Origin of the sequence: Myxococcus xanthus (assembly GCF_006402735.1) — a bacterium.
In the GTDB taxonomy this organism is placed as follows: domain Bacteria; phylum Myxococcota; class Myxococcia; order Myxococcales; family Myxococcaceae; genus Myxococcus; species Myxococcus xanthus_A.
Map to the genome: position 1 here is coordinate 837,230 of NZ_CP017174.1, position 20,130 is coordinate 857,359.

Genomic DNA, 20,130 nt, shown 5'->3' on the forward strand with positions numbered 1-20,130 from the left:
CGGGACCGACCAGGAACTCATATGGCCACGAAGAAGGTTTCCTCCCGCCGCGCACCCGTCGCGGCTCCACCTCCGCCGCGAATCCGGGAGGATGATTCGCAATCGCTCGATTCGCGTCAGTTGCTGCGTGTCCTCACCGCTGTCCGCAAGGGCGACTTCTCCGTGCGCATGCCGGTGGACAAGGTGGGCAGCGCCGGCAAGGTGGCGGACACGCTGAACGAAATCATCGAGCTCAGCGAGCGCATGGCCCGTGAGTTCGAGCGCATCGGCAACGTGGTAGGCAAGGAAGGCCGCATCACCCAGCGTGGCAACGTGGTGGGCGCGCTGGGCTCGTGGGGTGACTGCGTCGAGTCGGTGAACACGCTGGTGGCCGACCTGGTGCAGCCGACGACGGAGATGGGCCGCGTCATCGGCGCGGTGGCCAAGGGTGACCTGTCGCAGACCATGGCCCTGGAAGTGGATGGCCGCCCCCTCCGCGGCGAGTTCCTCCGCACCGCCCGGCTGGTGAACGGGATGGTTGAGCAGCTTGGCGCCTTCGCTTCCGAGGTGACGCGCGTGGCCCGCGAGGTGGGCACCGACGGAAAGCTGGGCGGTCAGGCCAAGGTGAAGGGCGTGGCCGGCACGTGGAAGGACCTCACGGACAACGTGAACTCCATGGCCTCCAACCTCACCGCGCAGGTGCGCAGCATCGCCGAGGTGACCACCGCTGTGGCCAAGGGCGACCTGTCGAAGAAAATCACGGTCGACGTGCGCGGCGAGATTCTGGAGCTGAAGAACACCATCAACACGATGGTGGATCAGCTGTCGTCCTTCGCCTCGGAAGTGACGCGTGTGGCGCGTGAAGTGGGGACCGAAGGCAAGCTGGGCGGTCAAGCCGTGGTGAAGGGCGTCGGTGGCACGTGGAAGGACCTCACGGACAACGTGAACTCGATGGCGTCGAACCTGACGTCGCAGGTGCGCAACATCGCCGAAGTCACCACCGCTGTGGCCAAGGGTGACCTGTCGAAGAAAATCACGGTCGATGCCAAGGGCGAGGTGCTGGAGCTGAAGAACACCATCAACACGATGGTGGACCAGCTCAACTCGTTCGCGTCGGAAGTGACGCGTGTGGCGCGTGAAGTCGGCACCGAAGGCAAGCTGGGCGGACAAGCCGAAGTGAAGGGCGTGGCCGGCACGTGGAAGGACCTCACGGACAACGTGAACTCCATGGCGTCGAACCTGACGTCCCAAGTGCGCAACATCGCCGAAGTCACCACCGCCGTGGCCAACGGTGACCTCTCCAAGAAGATCACCGTGGATGTGCGCGGTGAAATCCTGGAACTGAAGAACACCATCAACACGATGGTGGACCAGCTGTCGTCCTTCGCCTCGGAAGTGACGCGCGTGGCGCGTGAAGTGGGGACGGAAGGCAAGCTGGGCGGTCAGGCCGTGGTGAAGGGCGTCGGTGGCACGTGGAAGGACCTCACCGACAACGTGAACTCGATGGCGTCGAACCTGACGTCGCAGGTGCGCAACATCGCCGAGGTGACGACGGCCGTCGCCAAGGGCGACCTGTCGAAGAAAATCACGGTCGATGCCAAGGGCGAGGTGCTGGAGCTGAAGAACACCATCAACACGATGGTGGACCAGCTCAACTCGTTCGCGTCGGAAGTGACGCGTGTGGCGCGTGAAGTCGGCACCGACGGAAAGCTGGGTGGTCAGGCCGACGTGAAGGGCGTGGCCGGCGTGTGGAAGGACCTCACGGACAACGTGAACTCCATGGCGTCGAACCTGACGTCGCAGGTACGCAACATCGCGGAGGTGACGACGGCCGTCGCGAACGGCGACCTGTCGAAGAAGATCACCGTCGACGTGCAAGGCGAAATCCTGGAGCTGAAGAACACCATCAACACGATGGTGGACCAGCTCAACTCGTTCGCGTCGGAAGTGACGCGTGTGGCGCGTGAAGTGGGGACCGAAGGCAAGCTGGGCGGTCAGGCCGTCGTGCGCGGTGTCGGTGGAACGTGGAAGGACCTCACGGACAACGTGAACTCGATGGCGTCGAACCTGACGTCGCAGGTGCGCAACATCGCCGAGGTGACCACCGCCGTCGCCAAGGGCGACCTGTCGAAGAAAATCACGGTCGATGCCAAGGGCGAGGTGTTGGAGCTGAAGAACACCATCAACACGATGGTGGACCAGCTGTCGTCCTTCGCCTCGGAAGTGACGCGCGTCGCGAAGGAAGTCGGTACGGAAGGAAAGCTCGGTGGTCAGGCCATCGTGCGCGGCGTCGGTGGAACGTGGAAGGACCTCACCGACAACGTGAACTCCATGGCGTCCAACCTCACGTCCCAGGTGCGCAACATCGCCGAGGTGACGATGGCGGTGGCGCGCGGTGACCTCTCCAAGAAAATCACCGTCGACGTGCGCGGGGAGATTCTGGAGCTGAAGAACACCATCAACACGATGGTGGACCAGCTCTCGTCCTTCGCCTCGGAAGTGACGCGCGTGGCCCGCGAAGTGGGGACCGAAGGCAAGCTGGGCGGTCAGGCCATCGTGCGTGGAGTCGGTGGAACGTGGAAGGACCTCACCGACAACGTGAACTCGATGGCGTCGAACCTGACGTCGCAGGTGCGCAACATCGCCGAAGTGACGACGGCCGTCGCCAACGGTGACCTCTCCAAGAAGATCACCGTGGACGTGCGCGGCGAAATCCTGGAGCTGAAGAACACCATCAACACGATGGTGGACCAGCTCAACTCGTTCGCCTCGGAAGTGACGCGTGTGGCGCGCGAAGTCGGCACCGAGGGCAAGCTGGGCGGTCAGGCCGTGGTGAAGGGCGTGGCCGGCACGTGGAAGGACCTCACGGACAACGTGAACTCCATGGCGTCGAACCTGACGTCGCAGGTGCGCAACATCGCCGAGGTGACGACGGCCGTCGCCAAGGGTGACCTGTCGAAGAAAATCACCGTCGACGTGCAAGGCGAAATCCTGGAGCTGAAGAACACCATCAACACGATGGTGGACCAGCTCAACTCGTTCGCGTCGGAAGTGACGCGCGTGGCGCGTGAAGTGGGGACCGAAGGCAAGCTGGGCGGACAAGCCGAAGTGAAGGGCGTGGCCGGCACGTGGAAGGACCTCACGGACAACGTGAACTCCATGGCCTCCAACCTCACCACGCAGGTGCGCGGCATCGCCAAGGTCGTGACGTCGGTGGCCAACGGTGACCTGAAGCGCAAGCTGGTGGTGGACGCGAAGGGTGAAATCGCGGAGCTGGCGGACACCATCAACGGCATGATTGACACCCTGGCGGTGTTCGCCGACCAGGTGACGACGGTGGCCCGCGAGGTGGGCATCGAAGGAAAGCTGGGCGGTCAGGCCCGTGTGCCCGGTACGGCGGGCATCTGGCGTGACCTCACGGACAACGTGAACCAGCTGGCTGCCAACCTCACCACGCAGGTGCGCGCCATCGCCGAGGTGGCCACCGCCGTGACGAAGGGTGACCTCACGCGGTTCATCACCGTGTCCGCGCAGGGCGAAGTGGCCGCCCTGAAGGACAACATCAACGAGATGATCCGCAACCTGAAGGACACCACGCGGAAGAACACGGAGCAGGACTGGCTCAAGACGAACCTGGCCAAGTTCACCCGCGTCCTCCAGGGGCAGCGGGATTTGCTCACGGTGTCCAAGGTCATCCTGTCGGAGCTGGCGCCGCTGGTGGATGCCCAGCACGGCGTCTTCTACATCTCCGAGCGCGCGGACGGCGGCGACCAGATGCTCAAGCTGCTGGCGTCCTACGCGTACCGTCAGCGCAAGGGGCTGGCCAACACCTTCAAGTACGGCGAGGGCCTGGTGGGCCAGTGCGCCCTGGAGAAGGAGCCCATCCTCCTGTCGGATGTGCCGGACAGCTACATCCGCATCGCGTCCGGATTGGGCGAGGAGGTGCCACGCAACATCGTGGTGCTGCCGGTGCTCTTCGAAGGGGAAGTCAAAGCCGTCATCGAGCTGGCCTCCTTTCACACCTTCAGCGAGGTCCACATGGGCTTCCTGGAGCAGCTCACGGAGTCCATCGGCATCGTGCTCAACACGATTGCCGCCAACATGCGCACCGAGGCGCTGCTGAAGCAGTCGCAGGCGCTGACGGACGAGCTCCGCAAGCAGCAGGAGGAGCTGACGGAGACGAACAAGCGCCTGGAGCAGCAGGCCACCTCGCTCCAGCAGTCGGAGGAGCTGCTCAAGCGGCAGCAGGAGGAGCTGCGCAGCACCAACGAGGAGCTCCAGGAGAAGGCGAAGCTGCTCTCCGAGCAGAAGACGGAGGTGGAGCGGAAGAATGGCGAGGTGGAGCAGGCCAAGCTCGCCCTGGAGGAGAAGGCCGAACAGCTCAGTCTCACGTCCAAGTACAAGTCCGAGTTCCTCGCCAACATGAGCCACGAGCTGCGCACGCCGCTCAACTCACTGCTCATCCTCAGCCAGACGCTCAGCGACAACGTGGACGGCAACCTCACGTCGCGGCAGGTGGAGTTCGCCAAGACGATTCACGCGTCTGGCGCGGACCTGCTGGAGCTCATCAACGACATCCTCGACCTGTCGAAGATCGAATCCGGCACCATGGCCGTGGACGTGGGGCCGCTGCGCTTCGGCGACCTGCGCGAGTTCGTGGACCGCACCTTCCGGCAGGTGGCGGACAAGAAGGGGCTGGAGTTCCGCATCCGCCTGGCGGACTCGCTGCCCGGCGAGTTGGAGACGGATGCCAAGCGGCTGCAGCAGGTGCTCAAGAACCTGCTGTCCAACGCGTTCAAGTTCACCGAGTCCGGCTCGGTGTCGCTGCAGATGGGCCTGGCGAAGGACGGCTGGTCTCCGGACCACGCCATGCTGTCCTCCGCGCCCTCGGTGGTGGCGTTCACCGTGGTGGACACGGGCATCGGCATCCCGAAGGACAAGCACCAAATCATCTTCGAGGCCTTCCAGCAGGCGGACGGCTCCACCGCCCGCAAGTACGGCGGCACCGGCCTGGGCTTGTCCATCAGCCGCGAAATCGCGCGGTTGCTCGGCGGCGAAATCCGGCTGGAGAGCGACGTGGGCAAGGGCAGCGCCTTCACGCTCTACCTGCCGCTGGCCTTCATGGCGGAGCGCCCGCCGCAGGAGCCTTCGCGCTGGGACTACCATCCGCTGGCCACCACGGTGCTCCCCGCGCCCATCGCGGAGCCGGCCATCGAGTCGTCGGTGTCTTCGCTGAGCCGGATGGACATCGATGATGACCGGGGCTCCATCCAGCCCGGAGACAAGGTGCTGCTGGCCGTGACGCACCTGGCGGACCATGCCGCGCGCCTTCGTGCCGCGGCGCAGGGCACGGGCTTCAAGGTGCTGGTGTCCACCGAGGTGGAGGGCGCGCTGGACGCCGTCCGCAACATGCGGCCAGCGGCCGTGGCGGTGGACCTGGACCTGCCGGAGATGGCGGGCTGGGTGGTGCTGGACCGGCTGAAGCACGACGCGGCCACCCGGGCGCTGCCGGTGTACACGGTGTCGGAGGAGGACCACCGCGAGCGCTCGCTCAACCTGGGGGCCATTGGCCACCTGCGCGCGGCGGCGGACCCGGAGGCGGCGGTGGCCGCGCTGGAGTCCCTCAAGCGCTTCGTGGAGCGCAAGGGCCGCGGGCTGCTCGTGGTGGAGGACGACCCCGTCCACCGCCAGACGCTGACGGAGCTCTTGGGCAGTGAAGACGTGCAGACGGTGGCGGTGGGCACCGCGGCGGAGGCCCTGACCGCGCTGGCCGAGCGCCGCTTCGACTGCATGGTGTTGGACCTGGGCCTGCCGGACATGCCCGGCACGGAGCTCATCCGCCGCATCCATGAGGCGCATGGCGCGGGCGGGCCGCCGCTCATCGTCTACACGGGCCGCGAGCTGACGCGCGCCCAGGAGACGGAGCTGCGGCGGGTGGCCGAGGCCATCGTGGTGAAGGACGCGCAGAGCCCGGAGCGGCTGCTGGAGGAGACGAGCCTGTTCCTCCACCGTTCGCCCTCGGAGCTGACCGAGCCCAAGCGCCGCATGCTGGAGAAGGCGCGCGAGAAGGACCCCTTGCTGGTGAACCGCAAGGTGCTGGTGGTGGACGACGATGTGCGCAACATCTTCGCCCTCAACACCGTGCTGGAGCGCTACGGCATGAAGGTGGCTTTCGCGGAGAGCGCGCGCGAGGGCCTGGGCCAGCTGGAGAAGGACGCCGACATCGAGCTGGTGCTGATGGACGTGATGATGCCGGAGATGGACGGCTACCAGGCCATGCGCGCCATCCGCCGCATGGAGCGCTTCGTCCACCTTCCGATTCTGGCTCTCACCGCCAAGGCCATGAAGGGTGACCGGGAGAAGTGCCTGGAGGCGGGCGCGTCCGACTACATCACCAAGCCGGTGGACATCGAGAAGCTGCTCAGCCTGCTGCGCGTGTGGCTGCACGCGCCGCGGGGCATGCCGCCGCGCGGCCTGCGCACGGAGGTCTCCGGATGACGGGGCCCGGCGCGCGCGGCGCGGAGCTGGAGGCGCTGGAGGTGGACCTGCTGCTGGAGGGCGTGGCCCGGAAATGGGGCTTCGACCTGCGCAGCCGCTCCCGGCCGCAGCTCTTGCGGCGGCTGCGGCACCACCTCCGCGAGGAGCGGCTGGACAGCTTCTCCGCGCTCCAGGCCCGCGTGCTGCACGACGCCGAGGCGCTGGACGCGCTGCTGCGCACGCTGTCCTGTACGCCGCCCGCCCTGTTCGCGGAGGCCGCCTTCTTCCGCGACTTCCGCACCCGGGTGGTGCCCGTGCTTCGCACCTGGCCCTCCGTGCGGGTGTGGCACGCGGGCTGTGGCACCGGCGAGGACACGTACTCACTGGCCATCCTCCTCCAGGAGGAAGGGCTGTGGGGCAAGTGCCGGCTGTATGCGTCCGACGCGAGTGAAGGGCTGTTGGCGGACGCGCGCACCGGCGTGCTGCCGCTGCCCACGCAGGAGGACGCGCAGCGCTACCTGGAGACGGGCGGGAAGGGCGACCTCTCCGACTACTACACGCGCGACGGCAACTGGGCGCTGCTCCAGCCCCGGCTGCGCGACGGCATCTTCTTCACCCAGCACAACCTGGCCACGGATGGCTCGTTCAACGAGTTCCACGTCATCGTGTGCCGGGACACGCTGCTGACCTTCAACCGCGCACTGCACGACCACATCCACGGCCGTCTCTTCGAGAGCCTCGCCCGCTTCGGCTTCCTGTGCCTGGGGCGCAAGGAGTCGCTGGCGCGCACGCCGCACGCGGGGGCCTACGAGATGCTGGAGGACCGCGGTCGCATCTTCAGGAGGGTGGCATGAATCCCTTGGGCTTGCTGGTGGTGGGGGCGCCACGCTGCGCGGCGGCGGACGTGGAGTCGGTGCTGGCGCTGCTGCCTCCGCACCTGCCCGTGCCGGTGGTGTTGGCGCTACACCGGGGCCCACTGGATGCGCTGGCCGCGCCGCTGGGACGCCGCTGCGCGATGCCGGTGGTGGAGCCGGACGACAAGGACCCGCTGCTGCCCGGCGCCGTGTACCTGGCGCCCGCGGGCTACCACCTGTTGGTGGACCGGGGCTGCGTGTCCCTGTCCGTGGAGCCGCCCGAGCATGGGCAGCGGCCCGGCCTGGACGCGCTCTTCGAATCCGCGGCGGACAGCCATGGCCCCAGGGCCGCGGGGCTGCTCTTCGCGGGGCACGAGGATGGGGGGGCGGGCTTGCAGGTGCTCCAGGCGAGAGGCGCCCGGGTGGCCGTGGTGAGCGCGCTCCAGACGGGCGGAGAGGGTGAGGAGGGAGAGATGGAGCAATTGACGGTGGGTTCCGTGGGAGGGTGGCTCGCGCGGCTGGCCTATGTGCCGCGTTCCAAGGTGCTGCCTTGAGCGGCGCGCCCACGCGCGAGCGCCTGCCGGCGATTCCGGCGGAGCCCGTCTGCCTGCTGCTGGTGGATGACCAGCCGGAGAACCTGCTGGCGCTGGAGGCGACCCTGGCGCCCCTGGGGCAGCGGCTGGTCACCGCGAGCAGCGGCCGCGAGGCGCTGCGTCACCTGCTGACGCAGGACTTCGCCGTCATCCTCCTGGACGTCGTCATGCCGGACATGGACGGCTTCGAGACGGCCCAGCTCATCCGCGAGCGGGAGCGCAGCCGCGGCACGCCCCTCATCTTCCTCACCGGGCTGTCGCGGGGGCCACATCCGGAGCTGCGCGGCTATGCCATGGGCGCGGTGGACTACCTGCTCAAGCCCTTCGAGCCGGCCATCCTGCGCTCCAAGGTGAGCGTCTTCGTGGAGCTGTACCGAAAGACGGAGCTGGTGCGGCGGCAGGCGGAGGCGCTGCGCGATGCCCAGCAGCGCGAGCACGCGCGGGAGTTGTTGGAGGCGCAGCGGCGCGTGGAGGCCGAGCGGCTTCGTTCAGAAACCAACCGGAACCAGCAGCGCTGGCTGGAGGCGGTGATCGCCGCGCTCCCCATGCCGCTGGCGCTGGTGGAGCCGGGGAGCGGCCACACCCTGCTGGCCAACCGGGCGGCGCAGGGGCTGGCGGGGGGCTGTCTGGCCTACCGCGAGGCGCGCGCGCTGCATGCGGACGCACGCTTCCTCGGCGCGGATGGACGGCTGCTCGAGGACGACGCGCTGCCGCTGATGCGTGCCGCGCGCGGCGAGGTGTTCCAGGCGTCTCCCGTGGAGTGGGACGTGGGCGGCCAGCGCGGTTCGGTGCTCGCTTCCAGTGAGCGGCTGCCTCGCATGCACGGACGCCCGGAGACAATGGTGCTGGGCCTCTTGGATGTGACGGCGCTCCGAGCCGCCGCTCGCCACGACTGGCTCCCCCTGCCGCTGACGGAGCACATCGCTACACTGGAAGCACAGGGGGAGGACACAGGCCCGCTCACCCGGCTCATCGAGGTGCTGCGGAACCTGCCGGGCTTGAGCACCGCGAGCCCCGGACAGGAACGCGAGGAGGGCTCCGTGCCAGCGGAGGAGAGCAGCCAGGCGGGCAATCCTCCTCGGCCCGCGCGCTGAACATCGCCGGTCGAGAAATGGTTGACGCACAAAATAACATGGGCAAGGTGGACGTGTGAGTGACGCCGGAATCCCACAGCGGGTCCAGCGCTTCATCTCGACGCACATCGACTCCCTGGAGAAGTTGGAGGTGCTCCTCCTGCTTCGTGCGCGCGCGGACAGGGAGTGGACGGCATCGGCGGTGAGTCTGGAACTGCGCATTACAGATGCTTCCGCCACCTCCAGGCTGGAGGACCTGACGAACCGACGCATGTTGGTGAGTGATGGTGCCTCACCTCCGTCGTATCGCTACAGTCCTGAGTCGTCGGAGGATGTGCAGGCGGTGACGGAGCTGGCGGCGGTGTACGGCGCGAAGCGCGTCAGCGTCATCTCCTTCATCTTCTCGCGGCCGCTGGACAAGGTGCGAGGCTTTGCCGAGGCATTCATCCTGAAGAAGGACAAGGACGGCGATGGCTGAAGCAGTCTACATCCTGTGTGCGTTGACGAGCGTGGCGTGTGCGGTGCTGCTGCTCCGCGCCTACAAGCGCACGGGCATGCGGCTGCTTTTGTGGAGTGGGCTGTGCTTCGTGGGCATGGCGGTCAGCAACGTGCTCCTCTTCGTGGACCTGGTGCTGCTGCCCGCCACCATCGACCTGTACATGCCGCGCCTCATCGCCACGTTGTCCAGTGCCTCTGTCCTGCTCTATGGCCTCATCTGGGACGCGTCCTGAGGTGCCATGATGCTCAAGCCCATGCTCAACGGTGCGGTGGCGATGGCGTGGCTGGCGAGCGCGCTGTTCTTCCTGCGCTTCTGGGTCCAGTCGAAGGACCGGCTCTTCGCCTTCTTCGCGCTGGCCTTCACGATGCTGGCGGGCAACTCGGTGGTGGCGGCGCTGCTGGACGCGGATGACGAGCGGCGCCACTACATCTACGTGGCGCGGCTCTTCGCCTTCCTGCTCATCCTCTACGCCATCTGGGACAAGAACCGCGCGAACCGCCACGGCTCCGGGTAGGGCCGCGCCGTTGTCTGGCAGGTCATCTGGCTGACAGTTGTCTCGTACCTGCGTCGGAGCACCGTTGTCGCAGGTGGAGGGGCGTCATTATCTCCGGCACCCCATGTCGCGCCGCCCTTCTTCATCCTCGCGGCCCACGTCCGTGGACGAGCGCGAACCCGAGCGGTCCGTCTCCGCGGAGCCGGACGCGGTGTGTCCGCCGCGAGGGCTGGAGTCCCAGGTGGGTGGGGCCGGGAAGGCCGTCCGCTTGCGCGGCAGTGACGACGCGGAGGAGCGCCTCGCGTTCCTGGCCAGCGCGGGCGAGCTGCTGTCGTCGTCCCTGGATTCGGGCACGGTGCTCCAGCGGCTGGCGGAGCTGGCCGTGCCGCTGCTGGCGGACTGGTGCGCGGTGGACGTGCTCACGGCGGACGGACGGGTGGAGCGGGTGGCCGCGGCGCACCGCCTGGCGGAGCAGGTGCCGCTGGTGCACGAGCTGGCGCGCCTCCATCCCTTGGACCTGACGGCCGAGGGCGGCATCCCGGAGGTGCTGCGCACCGGCAAGGCAGCCCTTCTTCCCGAGGTCCTGGACGGGATGCTGCCGGGCGTGGTGCTCACGGAGGCGCAGCTGGAGGTGGCGCGGCGTCTGGGCATCCGGGCGGGCCTCATCGTGCCGCTGCTGGCACGAGGCCGCGTGCTGGGCGCGCTGTCGCTGGTCCGGGGCGACTCGGACGGCGTGCCCGGCGCGTCCGACCTGGAGCTGGCGTTGGAGCTGGCCCGGCGCGCCAGCCTGTCCCTGGACAACGCGCTGCTGTACGCGGAGGCGCGCGGCGCGCAGCAGCGCACCGAGCGCCTCCAGGCCATCACCGCGGCCCTGTCCCGCGCGGCCACCGCCGCAGACGTGGCCGAAGCGCTGATGCGCGAGGAGCTGCGGCCCGCGGGCCCGGCGCGCGGCGCGGTGCTCGGCATGCTGGAGGATGGCCGGCTGCACGTGCTGGGCTCCTTCGGCTACGCGCCGGCGGTGCTGGATGCCCTGCGAGGGCTGTGGGCGGACCAGGTGCCCGGGGTGGACCGGGCGCTGGAGCAGTTGGAGCCGCAGTGGTTCTCCACCCACGCGGCGGCGCCGCGCGCCGTGCCCGAGTGGGCGTGGGACCTCGTCCAGGGCGTGGGGACCGGGGCCTGGGCGGTGCTGCCCTTGAAGGTGGAGCACCGCATCCGGGGCTTCCTGCTGTTCGCGTGGGACGGGCCGCAGGTGTTCCTCGCGGAGGAGCGCGGCTTCCTGTCCTCGCTGGCGCAGCAGTGCGCGCAGGCGCTGGAGCGCGCGGCGCTGTACGAGGCGCTGCGTGAGCGCGGCGGCAAGCTGCACCTGGCGCTGGAGGCGGGCAAGGAGGCCGAGGAGCGGCTCTTCTTCCTGCTGGAGGCGAGCCGCGCGCTGGCCGAGCACCTGGACGACGTGGAGTGGACGCTGGAGCACCTGGCGCGAGTGGCCGCGCGAAACGTGGCCACGTACTGCCTGGTGGAGTTGATGGGGGCGGACGGCGTGCTGCGCGGCGTGGCTGCGTCCCACCGGGAGCCGGAGCGGGACGCGTCGGTGTTGGCCTCGCTGTCCCCTTCATGGGTGGAGGGCACGCTGAATCCGGCGCGCGAGTGCTTCCTGTCGGGAGAGACGCGCTTTTTGCCCGAGGTGGGGCCGGAGCTGCTCGAGCGCATGTGCCAGGGGCCCGAGCACCGCGCGTTCCTGGAGGCGCTGAATCCGCACTCGCTGCTCGCGGTGGCGGTGCGCATGCGGGGACGCACGCTGGGCGTCATCACGCTGGGCACCGCGGCCCCCTGCCGCCGGCTGGTCACCGCCGACGTGGCCATGGCGGAGGAGCTGGCGCGGCGCGTGGCGGTGGCGCTGGAGAACGCGTCGCTGTACCGGGACGCGCAGGCCGCGGTGCGTCTGCGCGACGAGTTCCTCTCCGTGGCCAGCCATGAGCTGAAGACGCCGCTCACCAGCCTGAAGCTCCAGCACGGCCTCATCGACCGCGCCGCCCTCGGAGACGTGGGGGACAAGGTGCGGCCCCGGCTGGCCACGGCCGTGCGGCAGGTGCAGCGGCTGAGCGCGCTGGTGGACAGCCTGCTGGACGTCAGCCGGATTTCGCTGGGGCGGCTGATGCTGGAGCCGTCCGACGTGGACCTGGGCCAGGCGGTGCGCGACGCGGTGGACCGCATGGAGGAGGTGTTCTCCCAGGCGGGCTGTCCGGTGCGGGTGGAGGTGCCGGGCCCGCTGCCGGGGAAGTGGGATTCGCTGCGGCTGGACCAGGTGCTGGTGAACCTGCTCACCAACGCGGCCAAGTACGGCGCGGGCCGGCCTGTCCTGGTGGAGGCGGCCTTCGAGGGCGAGGAGATGGTGCGGGTGTCGGTGCGTGACGAGGGCATCGGCATCGCCGCGGAGGACCTGCCGCGCCTGTTCGGCCGCTTCGAGCGCGCGGTGTCCGACCGGCACTATGGCGGCCTGGGATTGGGGCTCTACATCAGCCGGCAAATCGTGGACGCCATGGGCGGCCGCATCGAAGTGGAGAGCCGGCCCGGGCTGGGTTCCATCTTCACCGTGCGTCTGCCCCGGTCCACGGCACAATGCGCGCCATGGTGACAGTGGGAAGGGCGGATGTGCCCAAGGTGTTATCGGTGGCGAAGCTGCGGAAGGAGTACGGTGGCAAGGCCGCGGTGGAGGGTGTCTCCTTCGAGGTGGGTCGCGGAGAGATTGTCGGGCTGCTGGGCCCCAACGGCGCGGGGAAGACGACCACCATCAACATGGTGCTCGGCGTGCTGCAGCCCACGTCCGGCACCATCCACATCCAGGACCTGGACCTGGCGGCGCAGCGCTCCGCCGCGCTGGCGCTGACGAACTTCGCCGCCGTCTACTCGCCGCTGCCGGGCAACCTCTCCGTGTACCAGAACCTGCGCGTCTTCGGCCTCATCTACGGGGTGAAGTCCCTGGGGGCGCGCATCGCGGAGTTGCTGGAGCAGTTCGACCTGGTGAAGTACCGCGACGTGAAGTGCGGCGTGCTGTCCTCCGGAGAGCAGACCCGCGTGGCGTTGGCGAAGGCGATGCTCAACCGTCCGCACCTGCTGCTCCTGGATGAGCCCACCGCGTCGCTGGACCCCGCGACGGCCCGCGACATCCGCGCCCGGATTCGCGAGTTCGCCTCGCGGGACACCGGCGGCGTGCTGTGGACGTCCCACAACATGTACGAGGTGGAGGAGGTCTGCGACCGGGTGTTGTTCCTGGCACGCGGCCGGGTGCTCCTGGAAGGCAACCCGCGGACGCTGCCCGGCGAGCACGGCCAGGCCTCGCTGGAAGAGCTCTTCATCACCGTGGCGCGCGAGCCGCTCGCGCTGGAGCGGAGCTGACCATGCACCTGCACCGGGCCGCCGCCGTCGCGCTTCGCCACTACTACCTCCTGCGAGGGAGCCTCGCGCGCTTCCTGCCACTCTTCGCATGGGTGGCCATCGACATGGTGCTGTGGGGCTTCATGAGCCGCTACCTCAACACCGTCACCTCTCAGGAATACAACTTCGTCCCGGTGCTGCTGGGCGCCGTCCTGCTGTGGGACTTCTTCATCCGCGTCATGCAGGGCGTGACGATGGTGTTCTTCGAGGACGTGTGGTCGCGCAACTTCCTCAACATGTTCGCGTCCCCGCTCACCATCTCCGAATACCTGGGCGGGCTGGTGCTCTCCAGCATCGCCACCAGCACCCTGGGCTTGTTGGTGATGCTGGTGCTGGCCAGCACCGTCTTCGGCCTGTCCTTCGCCGCGTACGGCGTGCTCTTCGTGCCCTTCCTGCTGGTGCTGTTCCTGTTCGGCATCGCGCTGGGCATCTTCGGCTGCGCGCTGGTGCTGCGCCTGGGCCCAGCGTCGGAGTGGTTCGTCTGGCCCATCCCCGCGCTGCTGTCGCCCTTCGCCGGCGTCTTCTACCCGCTGTCCACGCTGCCCGCGTGGATGCAGGCGGTGTCCCATCTGCTGCCACCCTCGTACGTGTTCGAGGGCATGCGCACGCTCGCGGCGGGGGGCGCGTTCCAGGTGTCCACGCTGCTGTGGGGGGCTGGCCTCGCCGTGGTGGAAATCCTGCTCGCGTGCGCCTTCTTCACGCGGGTACACCGGCAGGCCGTGCGCACCGGACTCATCGCGCGATACAGCGCTGAAAACGTGAGCTGAGACAGGACGTTTTCAGTCGTGCTGTCGACACAGTGAGGGCGTGCGCAAACGCGTGGCCGGTGGGGCCGTGGGCGAGTCTATTCTCCGTGGTGGCTGTATCCGCGGGGGGCCGAGTCCTGGACGAACCGCGCTTGTGACTCCAGATGCCGCGCCCCTGCCCGCGGACTGGTGTCGACATGTGCAAGGTGGTGGTTGAGGTCGTCGTGGAGGAGGCCCGGCGTGGGTGGCAGCACTCGCACACCCGAACCTGGAGCATACCGATGCGAAGCCTCAATCCTGTTTTCTCGTCCGCGGTGGTGATGGCCCTGTGCTCACTGCTCGCGGGTGGTTGTGGCGGTTCACCGTCGGGCGGTGAGTCCCCGGACACGCAGACCCCTCAGAGCGGCGGGCTGGGCGGCAAGGCCGGCGAAGGAGGCCCTGTCTTCGGCGACGAGCCGACGTACCCCGGGGACGATGACGCCACGCCGGGCAAGGTCACCATCTGCCACATTCCCCCGGGCAACCCCGCCAACGCGCACACCATCTCGGTGTCCACGTCGGCCTGGCCGGCGCATGAGCGGCATGGGGACACACGGGGCCCCTGCGACGGTGACGCGGGCACGGGCGGCGAGGAGCCGGATGCCGGCGGTGGCGAGGAGCCGGACGCGGGCACGGGCGGCGAGGAGCCGGATGCGGGCACGGGCGGCGAGGAGCCGGACGCGGGCGCTCCGGTGTGCGCGCCCATTGGCGCGGCCTGTGGTGAGTCTGCCGCCTGCTGCTTGGGGCTGATGTGCGGCGAGGACAACACCTGCGATCCCGTCATCGGCTGACGTGGATGAACGCACCTCCCCGTCCGCAACTGGGCGGGGAGGTCCGCCGCGCTCGGCTCACGGGCGCGGACGCGCGTTGAGCGCAGCACACTTGCCGAGGCTCCAGACGGTGGCGCGACGTCCGCCATGGAACTCCCGCGAGGCGTGCGTGCTCCGCCCAACAGAGCGGTCGTTGCGCGTTCGACGCACGTTCCGAAGTGCGTCGCGAAACGTGCCGTGACGGCGTTAGGGTTTCAGCTCAAGGAGGGGGACATCGGAGCGCCAGGACGCGCGTTCCGAACGGGCACTGTCACATCTTCCGAAACCCATTTCGCGCTGGCTCGTGCGTGGGCCCACTGGCTGCTGGCCGGAGCGGGGCGCCTGTCGCGCGAAGGATGTTGGCATCATGTCCCGGTTGGATGTCACCACCTCCATTCCCGTGTTCACCCAGACCTTCCGGTCCACGTGTGGCTGTGTGCCCGAGCACGGGGGGACCTGCGAATGTCCGGCCCGGGCGCGCGCGCGTCGTGCACCCTTGGAGTGTCCGCCAGCCTTCATGGTGCCGCCCGCGAGGGAGGCCCCGCTTCCGTCCTCGGCGGCCTCGCTGGTGGGACAGCAGGTGGGGCACTTCCGGCTGCTGCGCGAGCTGGGCCGGGGGAGCCTGGGCATCGTGCTGCTCGCGGAGCACGCGCTCATCCAGAAGCGCGTGGCCATCCAGGTGCTTCACAGGCACGTGACGCAGGACCCGGCGCAGGTCGCTCGGTTCCTTCAGGCGGCGCGCACGCTGACGCTCATCCAGCACGCGCACATCGTCTCGCTCTACGACCTGGGCATGCGCGACGGGCGTCCCTACCTCGTCAGGGAGTACCTGGAGGGACAGAGCCTGACCGCCTTCGCGAAGGGGCCGCTGGCGTCCGCGCTGGTGGTGGACCTGCTCACCCAGGTGTGTGACGCGCTGGGCGCCGCGCATGCGCACGGCATCGCCCACGGCAGTCTCAATCCCACCAGCATCTTCCTCATCCCCGACGCGAATGGCCGCCAGCACGTGAAGCTGCTGGACTTCGGCATCGCCGGGTTGCTCCCTCCCTCCGACAGCGCCGCCGACCTGCCGGTGGCCGCGGACCTCTTCGCCGTGGGCGTGCTGGGTGCGTTGCTCGTCTCGGGCCGGCTGTCCTCGCGCGGGCACGCGGCGGAGGAGCCGCATCCTGGCCACGTTCGGGAGGTGCCACCGCTGCCGGCGGGCATCCCGTCGGCGCTGTCACGCGTGCTGCTCAAGGCCATGGCGCGCCGCCCGGTGGACCGTTATGCCAGTGCAGCCGAGCTGCGCGCGGCCTTGCAGGCGTCGGTGGCGCTCGACGGCGGCGTGGCGCATCCAGAGGCCCTGGAACTGGAGCGGCTTCCCAGCTGGTACACGCGCCGGGGGCCTCCGGGGGCCGCGCCCGCCTCCAGGTAGGGCGGCCTGGCTGTCTCGGCGGGGCGTCATGCCTTGCGTCTGGCGGGGCCCTCCTCGTTAATCCACTTCAGCTCCCATGGCCTCCGACCCCGACGACAAGCTTCCTCCCCAGGGCCGCTTCAACCGCCTGCGCAAGCTGGCGGGCCTCTCCGTGCAGGTGGGCGCGGATGTGCTCAAGAGCGGCGCGAAGCGCCTGTCCGGGAGCACGCCCGACCTGCTCAGCAAGGAGGCCGCGGAGAAGCTGGTCTCCACCCTGGGCGAGCTGAAGGGGGCCGCCATGAAGATGGGGCAGGCCATCTCCATGGACCCGGACCTGCTCACCCCCGAGGTGCGGCAGGTGCTGGCGCGGCTGCAGAACCAGGCGCCCTCCATGTCCTACGCGCAGGTGTCGCGCGTGGTCCAGGCGGAGCTGGGCGCGCCGCCGGAGTCGCTCTTTCGCGAGTTCAGCGAGGAGCCGTTGGCGGCCGCGTCGCTGGGGCAGGTGCACCGCGCGGTGCTGGAGGACGGCCGGGCGGTGGCGGTGAAGGTGCAATACCCCGGCATCGACGTGTCCCTGGCTCACGACATGGCGAACCTGGGCATCGTGGCGAAGACGGCGTCGACGGTGCTGCGCGTGTCCGATGCAGGCGCCTACTTCCAGGAGTTCCGCGACGAGATGCTGCTGGAGTTGGACTACCTCCGCGAGGCCGAGCTGGCCGAGGGCTTCGCGCGCAGCGTGGCGAAGCTGCCGGAGCTGTGTGTGCCCGCCGTCATCTCCAGCCACAGCGCGAAGCGGGTGCTGACGCTGGAGCTGCTGGAGGGGCTCACCCTCAAGGACTGGCTGCCGACGAATCCCTCCAACGAGGAGCGCTTCCGCGTGGCGCGCCAGCTCATCCTCGCCACCTACGGGCCCTTCTTCGGCGCGGGCGAAATCCACGCGGACCCGCACCCGGGCAACTTCATGGTGATGCCGGATGGGCGGCTGGGCCTGCTGGACTTCGGCTCCATCAAGCGCTTCTCCCCGCGCTTCGTGGACGTCAACCAGCGCATGCTCCGGCAGACGATGCGCACGGAGCCGTTGGACATCCTGAGCCTGAGCCGGGAGGTGGGCTTCACCGTGGAGCTTCCGGACGAGGAGGCCGAGGCCCTCATCGCCGAGGTGCTGCGCATCGCCGGGCGGCCCATGCGCCTGCCGGACTACGACTACGCGGTCTGCGAAATCAACCGCGACATGCGCCACCACTTCTCGCGCAACGCGCCGCGCTTCCTGAAAATCAGGCCGCCACCGGAGGCGATGATGTTCTTCCGCTCCACCGGTGGGCTGGCGCAGAACCTGAGGCTCATCGGCGCGCGGGGGGACTTCCGCGCTGTCTTCCTGGAAGTGACGGACCTGCCCGCGTGAGGCCGGCGCCGCGCTAACGCGAGGCCGGCACGGCTTCCGAGGCCGCGGGCTTGAGGTGGAGCGCCTCCAGCCGCTGGGCCAGCTCCTCGCCCTGCACGCTCTTGCAGATGTAGCCGTCCGCGCCCGAGGAGCGCGCCAGGGCGCGCAGCTGGGATTCGTCCGACGCGGAGTAGAGGATGAACTTGGTGCCCTTGGGCGCCTGACCGCGCGCGAGCGTGAGCACCTTGTCGCCGCTGAGCGCGGGGATGTTCACGTCCAGCAGCACCAGGTCCGGCTGGGTGGTGCGCACCAGGTTGGACACGCCCAGGGAGGAGCGGTGGGTGCGGACGTCGAAGCCGAAGGCGGAGAGCGTGCGCTCCGCGAGGGAGAGCTGGTCCTGGTCATCGTCCACGATGAGGACGCGAATCTTCGTCTCCGGCATGGCTTCCCCCTTCAGCGTGCGGATGGCACTGCGGGTGCTTCCTGACGGGGGAAGTATCCTCCAGACGTCATTCCCTGTCGCCCCCCACATGAGGGAATCCCCTTAGAGGGGTTGAATCGCAGGGGACGAACGGGGAGGGTGGAAGGGCCATGGAATCGGAACGCATCCGGGTGGCCATCCTGGAGGACCAGCAGGTCTTCCGGGAGGCCCTGGTGGCTGTGCTGGAAGGCGCGGGCATGGACGTGGTGGCGGGCTTCGGGGAGCCCGCGCCGTTCTTCGCGCGCGTGCGCGAGACGCTGCCCCACGTCGCGCTGGTGGACCTGCGCCTGGAGCAGCCGGGGTGGGACGCGTCCACCAGCGGGATGTCGGCGCTCCAGTGTCTGCATGACTTCTTCCCGGCGGTGAAGCCGCTGGTGCTGTCGGGCCACCGCGAGGCGGAGGTGGTGGAGCAATGCCTCCAGGCGGGCGCGGCCGGCTACCTGTGGAAGCAGAACGTGGGCTGCGCGGAGGTGGTGGAGGCGGTGGAGCGGGTGGTGCGTGGCGAGCGGCTGCTGCCCGCGGGGCTGGCGTGGCCCCAGCCGGAAGCGTCGCCGCAAGGTGAGCTGGGCCGGCTGACGCCGCGCGAGCGCGAGGTGCTGGGCTACATCGCCGCGGGCGCGGACAACCTGAGGATCGCCGCATGCCTGGGCATCACCGAGCGCACGGTGAAGGCGCACATCACCGCCATCTACAAGAAGGTGGGTTCGGAGAACCGCACGCAGCTGGCGGTCCTCGGGTGCCAGTTGGGTGTGCAGCGCCCGGCAAGCCTCTGAGTCCGGAGGGCTTGCGCGTCAGACCGCTGGGCACTGGGAGCGCGCCACGACTGGTGGCACCGTCGAGGTGCCCGGGCGTCAGGCGCGCTCGCGTCTTCTCCCCCCACGCCAGGGCGTCCGCTGGGGGCCAGGGCAGCGTTGCTGGCTGCCCTGGCCCGCCATGTGGAAAGCCGGTGCTTCAGCTCCCGGCGGCGCGCGGCGCGGGCAGGGAATCCCAGCGCGGCGCGCCCAGGTGCTGGAGGAACCAGATGCACGCCAGGTCCACCATCTGCGTCAGCGTGCCGGGTTCCTCGAAGCGGTGCGTGGCGCCGGGGATGACCTCCAGGCGCTTCTCCGTCGTCATCGCGGCGTAGGTGCGGCGGTGGGGCTCCTGCGCGGACGTGTCCTCCGCGCCGACGATGAGCATGGTGGGCGCGCGCACCCGGGCCAGCGTCGCCCCCGGCTGCGCCAGGCGTCCGCCCCGGCACACCACCGCGTCCACCGCCTCCGGCCGCATCGCCGCGGCGGCCAGGGCCGCGGCCGCGCCCGTGTACGCCCCGAAGTAGCCGATGCGCAGGGCGTTGGTGCGAGGCGCGCGCCGCAGCCAGCGCGCCACGCCCGCCAGGCGTCCGCCGAAGAGGCCCAGGTTGAAGCGCAGGTCCCGCTCGCGGCAGGCCTCCTCTTCCGTCGCCGTCAGCAGGTCCACCGCCAGGGTGGCCAGCCCCTCGTTCTGCAGCAGCCGGGCGACTTCCAGGTCCGTGGCGCCGCGGCGGCTGCTGCCGTGGCCCCGGACCATCACCACCACACCAGTGGCGCCCGGAGGCACCTGGAGCAGGCCCCTCAACTCCACCCCTTCCTCCACGGGGATGCGGACCTCTCCGTCCGCGGCGGGCGGCGTCCAGCCTCCCGTGCCTTGTGGCTGTGTCACCAGCCCGCGGACCGCCTTCTCCGAGCCTTCATCCGACCTGCGTGAACCCTGCTTCTTCATGCGGAGTCCCTCCTCTTTGTCGGACTGCGTCGCTGCCGTGCTACACGCGCTACGGACTGGAAGATTGCAGAAGCCGTGCCAGGGTTTTACCGGACACGGGGTGAGCCCATTCTACCAGCGCTTCCCTGGCGCGGTGCGGTG

16 protein-coding genes are annotated in these 20,130 nt (G+C 69.2%); 14 read left to right on the plus strand and 2 right to left on the minus strand.

The window, feature by feature from the left end; all coding sequences use genetic code 11:
- The first annotated feature begins 21 nt into the window (after positions 1-21).
- From BHS09_RS03695 to BHS09_RS03755, 13 genes are all read left to right on the plus strand, one after another.
- The gene (locus BHS09_RS03695) at positions 22-6,477 is read left to right on the plus strand and encodes a HAMP domain-containing protein (protein WP_201800548.1); all 6,456 of its coding nucleotides are present in this window, start codon (positions 22-24) and stop codon (positions 6,475-6,477) included.
- Positions 6,474-7,310 (plus strand): CheR family methyltransferase, encoded by an 837-nt coding sequence (locus BHS09_RS03700; protein ID WP_140797182.1) that lies wholly within the window; start codon positions 6,474-6,476, stop codon positions 7,308-7,310. Before BHS09_RS03695 ends, BHS09_RS03700 begins: the two co-directional genes overlap by 4 nt.
- Positions 7,307-7,864, plus strand: a complete 558-nt coding sequence (locus tag BHS09_RS03705) for a chemotaxis protein CheB (protein WP_140787271.1) — start codon at positions 7,307-7,309, stop codon at positions 7,862-7,864. Before BHS09_RS03700 ends, BHS09_RS03705 begins: the two co-directional genes overlap by 4 nt.
- A complete protein-coding gene (locus BHS09_RS03710; protein ID WP_140797183.1) occupies positions 7,861-8,997 on the plus strand; it encodes a response regulator in 1,137 nt (378 codons plus the stop codon). The genes BHS09_RS03705 and BHS09_RS03710 overlap by 4 nt, the downstream gene beginning before the upstream one ends.
- A 55-nt stretch (positions 8,998-9,052) precedes the next feature.
- Positions 9,053-9,454: a hypothetical protein gene (locus BHS09_RS03715; protein WP_140787276.1), complete on the plus strand. Its 402-nt coding sequence runs from the start codon at positions 9,053-9,055 to the stop codon at positions 9,452-9,454.
- Entirely contained in the window at positions 9,447-9,707 is a 261-nt protein-coding gene (locus BHS09_RS03720) for a DUF5985 family protein (protein ID WP_140787277.1), read from the plus strand. The genes BHS09_RS03715 and BHS09_RS03720 overlap by 8 nt, the downstream gene beginning before the upstream one ends.
- Before the next feature lie 6 nt (positions 9,708-9,713).
- Positions 9,714-9,989 carry a DUF5985 family protein gene (locus BHS09_RS03725; RefSeq protein ID WP_140787279.1) on the plus strand — a complete coding sequence of 92 codons (276 nt, stop codon included), beginning with the start codon at positions 9,714-9,716 and terminating at the stop codon, positions 9,987-9,989.
- Positions 9,990-10,092: 103 nt separating this feature from the next.
- Positions 10,093-12,600, plus strand: a complete 2,508-nt coding sequence (locus BHS09_RS03730) for an ATP-binding protein (protein ID WP_237078022.1) — start codon at positions 10,093-10,095, stop codon at positions 12,598-12,600.
- The gene (locus BHS09_RS03735; protein ID WP_140787283.1) at positions 12,585-13,361 is read left to right on the plus strand and encodes an ABC transporter ATP-binding protein; all 777 of its coding nucleotides are present in this window, start codon (positions 12,585-12,587) and stop codon (positions 13,359-13,361) included. Before BHS09_RS03730 ends, BHS09_RS03735 begins: the two co-directional genes overlap by 16 nt.
- Before the next feature lie 2 nt (positions 13,362-13,363).
- Entirely contained in the window at positions 13,364-14,167 is an 804-nt protein-coding gene (locus tag BHS09_RS03740) for an ABC transporter permease (RefSeq protein ID WP_140797185.1), read from the plus strand.
- Positions 14,168-14,427: 260 nt separating this feature from the next.
- Entirely contained in the window at positions 14,428-14,976 is a 549-nt protein-coding gene (locus BHS09_RS03745) for a hypothetical protein (protein ID WP_140787287.1), read from the plus strand.
- Between the two features lie 535 nt (positions 14,977-15,511).
- Positions 15,512-16,408, plus strand: a complete 897-nt coding sequence (locus BHS09_RS03750) for a serine/threonine-protein kinase (RefSeq protein WP_237078023.1) — start codon at positions 15,512-15,514, stop codon at positions 16,406-16,408.
- 76 nt (positions 16,409-16,484) lie between these two features.
- Positions 16,485-17,789 (plus strand): ABC1 kinase family protein, encoded by a 1,305-nt coding sequence (locus BHS09_RS03755; RefSeq protein ID WP_140787291.1) that lies wholly within the window; start codon positions 16,485-16,487, stop codon positions 17,787-17,789.
- A 13-nt stretch (positions 17,790-17,802) separates the two neighbouring features.
- Here BHS09_RS03755 and BHS09_RS03760 read toward each other — a convergent pair whose 3' ends face one another.
- Complete coding sequence (locus BHS09_RS03760; protein WP_140787293.1) at positions 17,803-18,210, minus strand: response regulator; 408 nt, start codon at positions 18,208-18,210, stop codon at positions 17,803-17,805.
- 149 nt (positions 18,211-18,359) lie between these two features.
- Here BHS09_RS03760 and BHS09_RS03765 point away from each other — a divergent pair, with 149 nt between their 5' ends.
- A complete protein-coding gene (locus tag BHS09_RS03765) occupies positions 18,360-19,022 on the plus strand; it encodes a response regulator transcription factor (protein ID WP_140787296.1) in 663 nt (220 codons plus the stop codon).
- A gap of 178 nt (positions 19,023-19,200) precedes the next feature.
- Here the strand turns inward: BHS09_RS03765 and BHS09_RS03770 are convergent, their stop codons facing one another.
- Complete coding sequence (locus tag BHS09_RS03770) at positions 19,201-19,989, minus strand: dienelactone hydrolase family protein (protein WP_140797186.1); 789 nt, start codon at positions 19,987-19,989, stop codon at positions 19,201-19,203.
- Between the last annotated feature and the right edge of the window lie 141 nt (positions 19,990-20,130).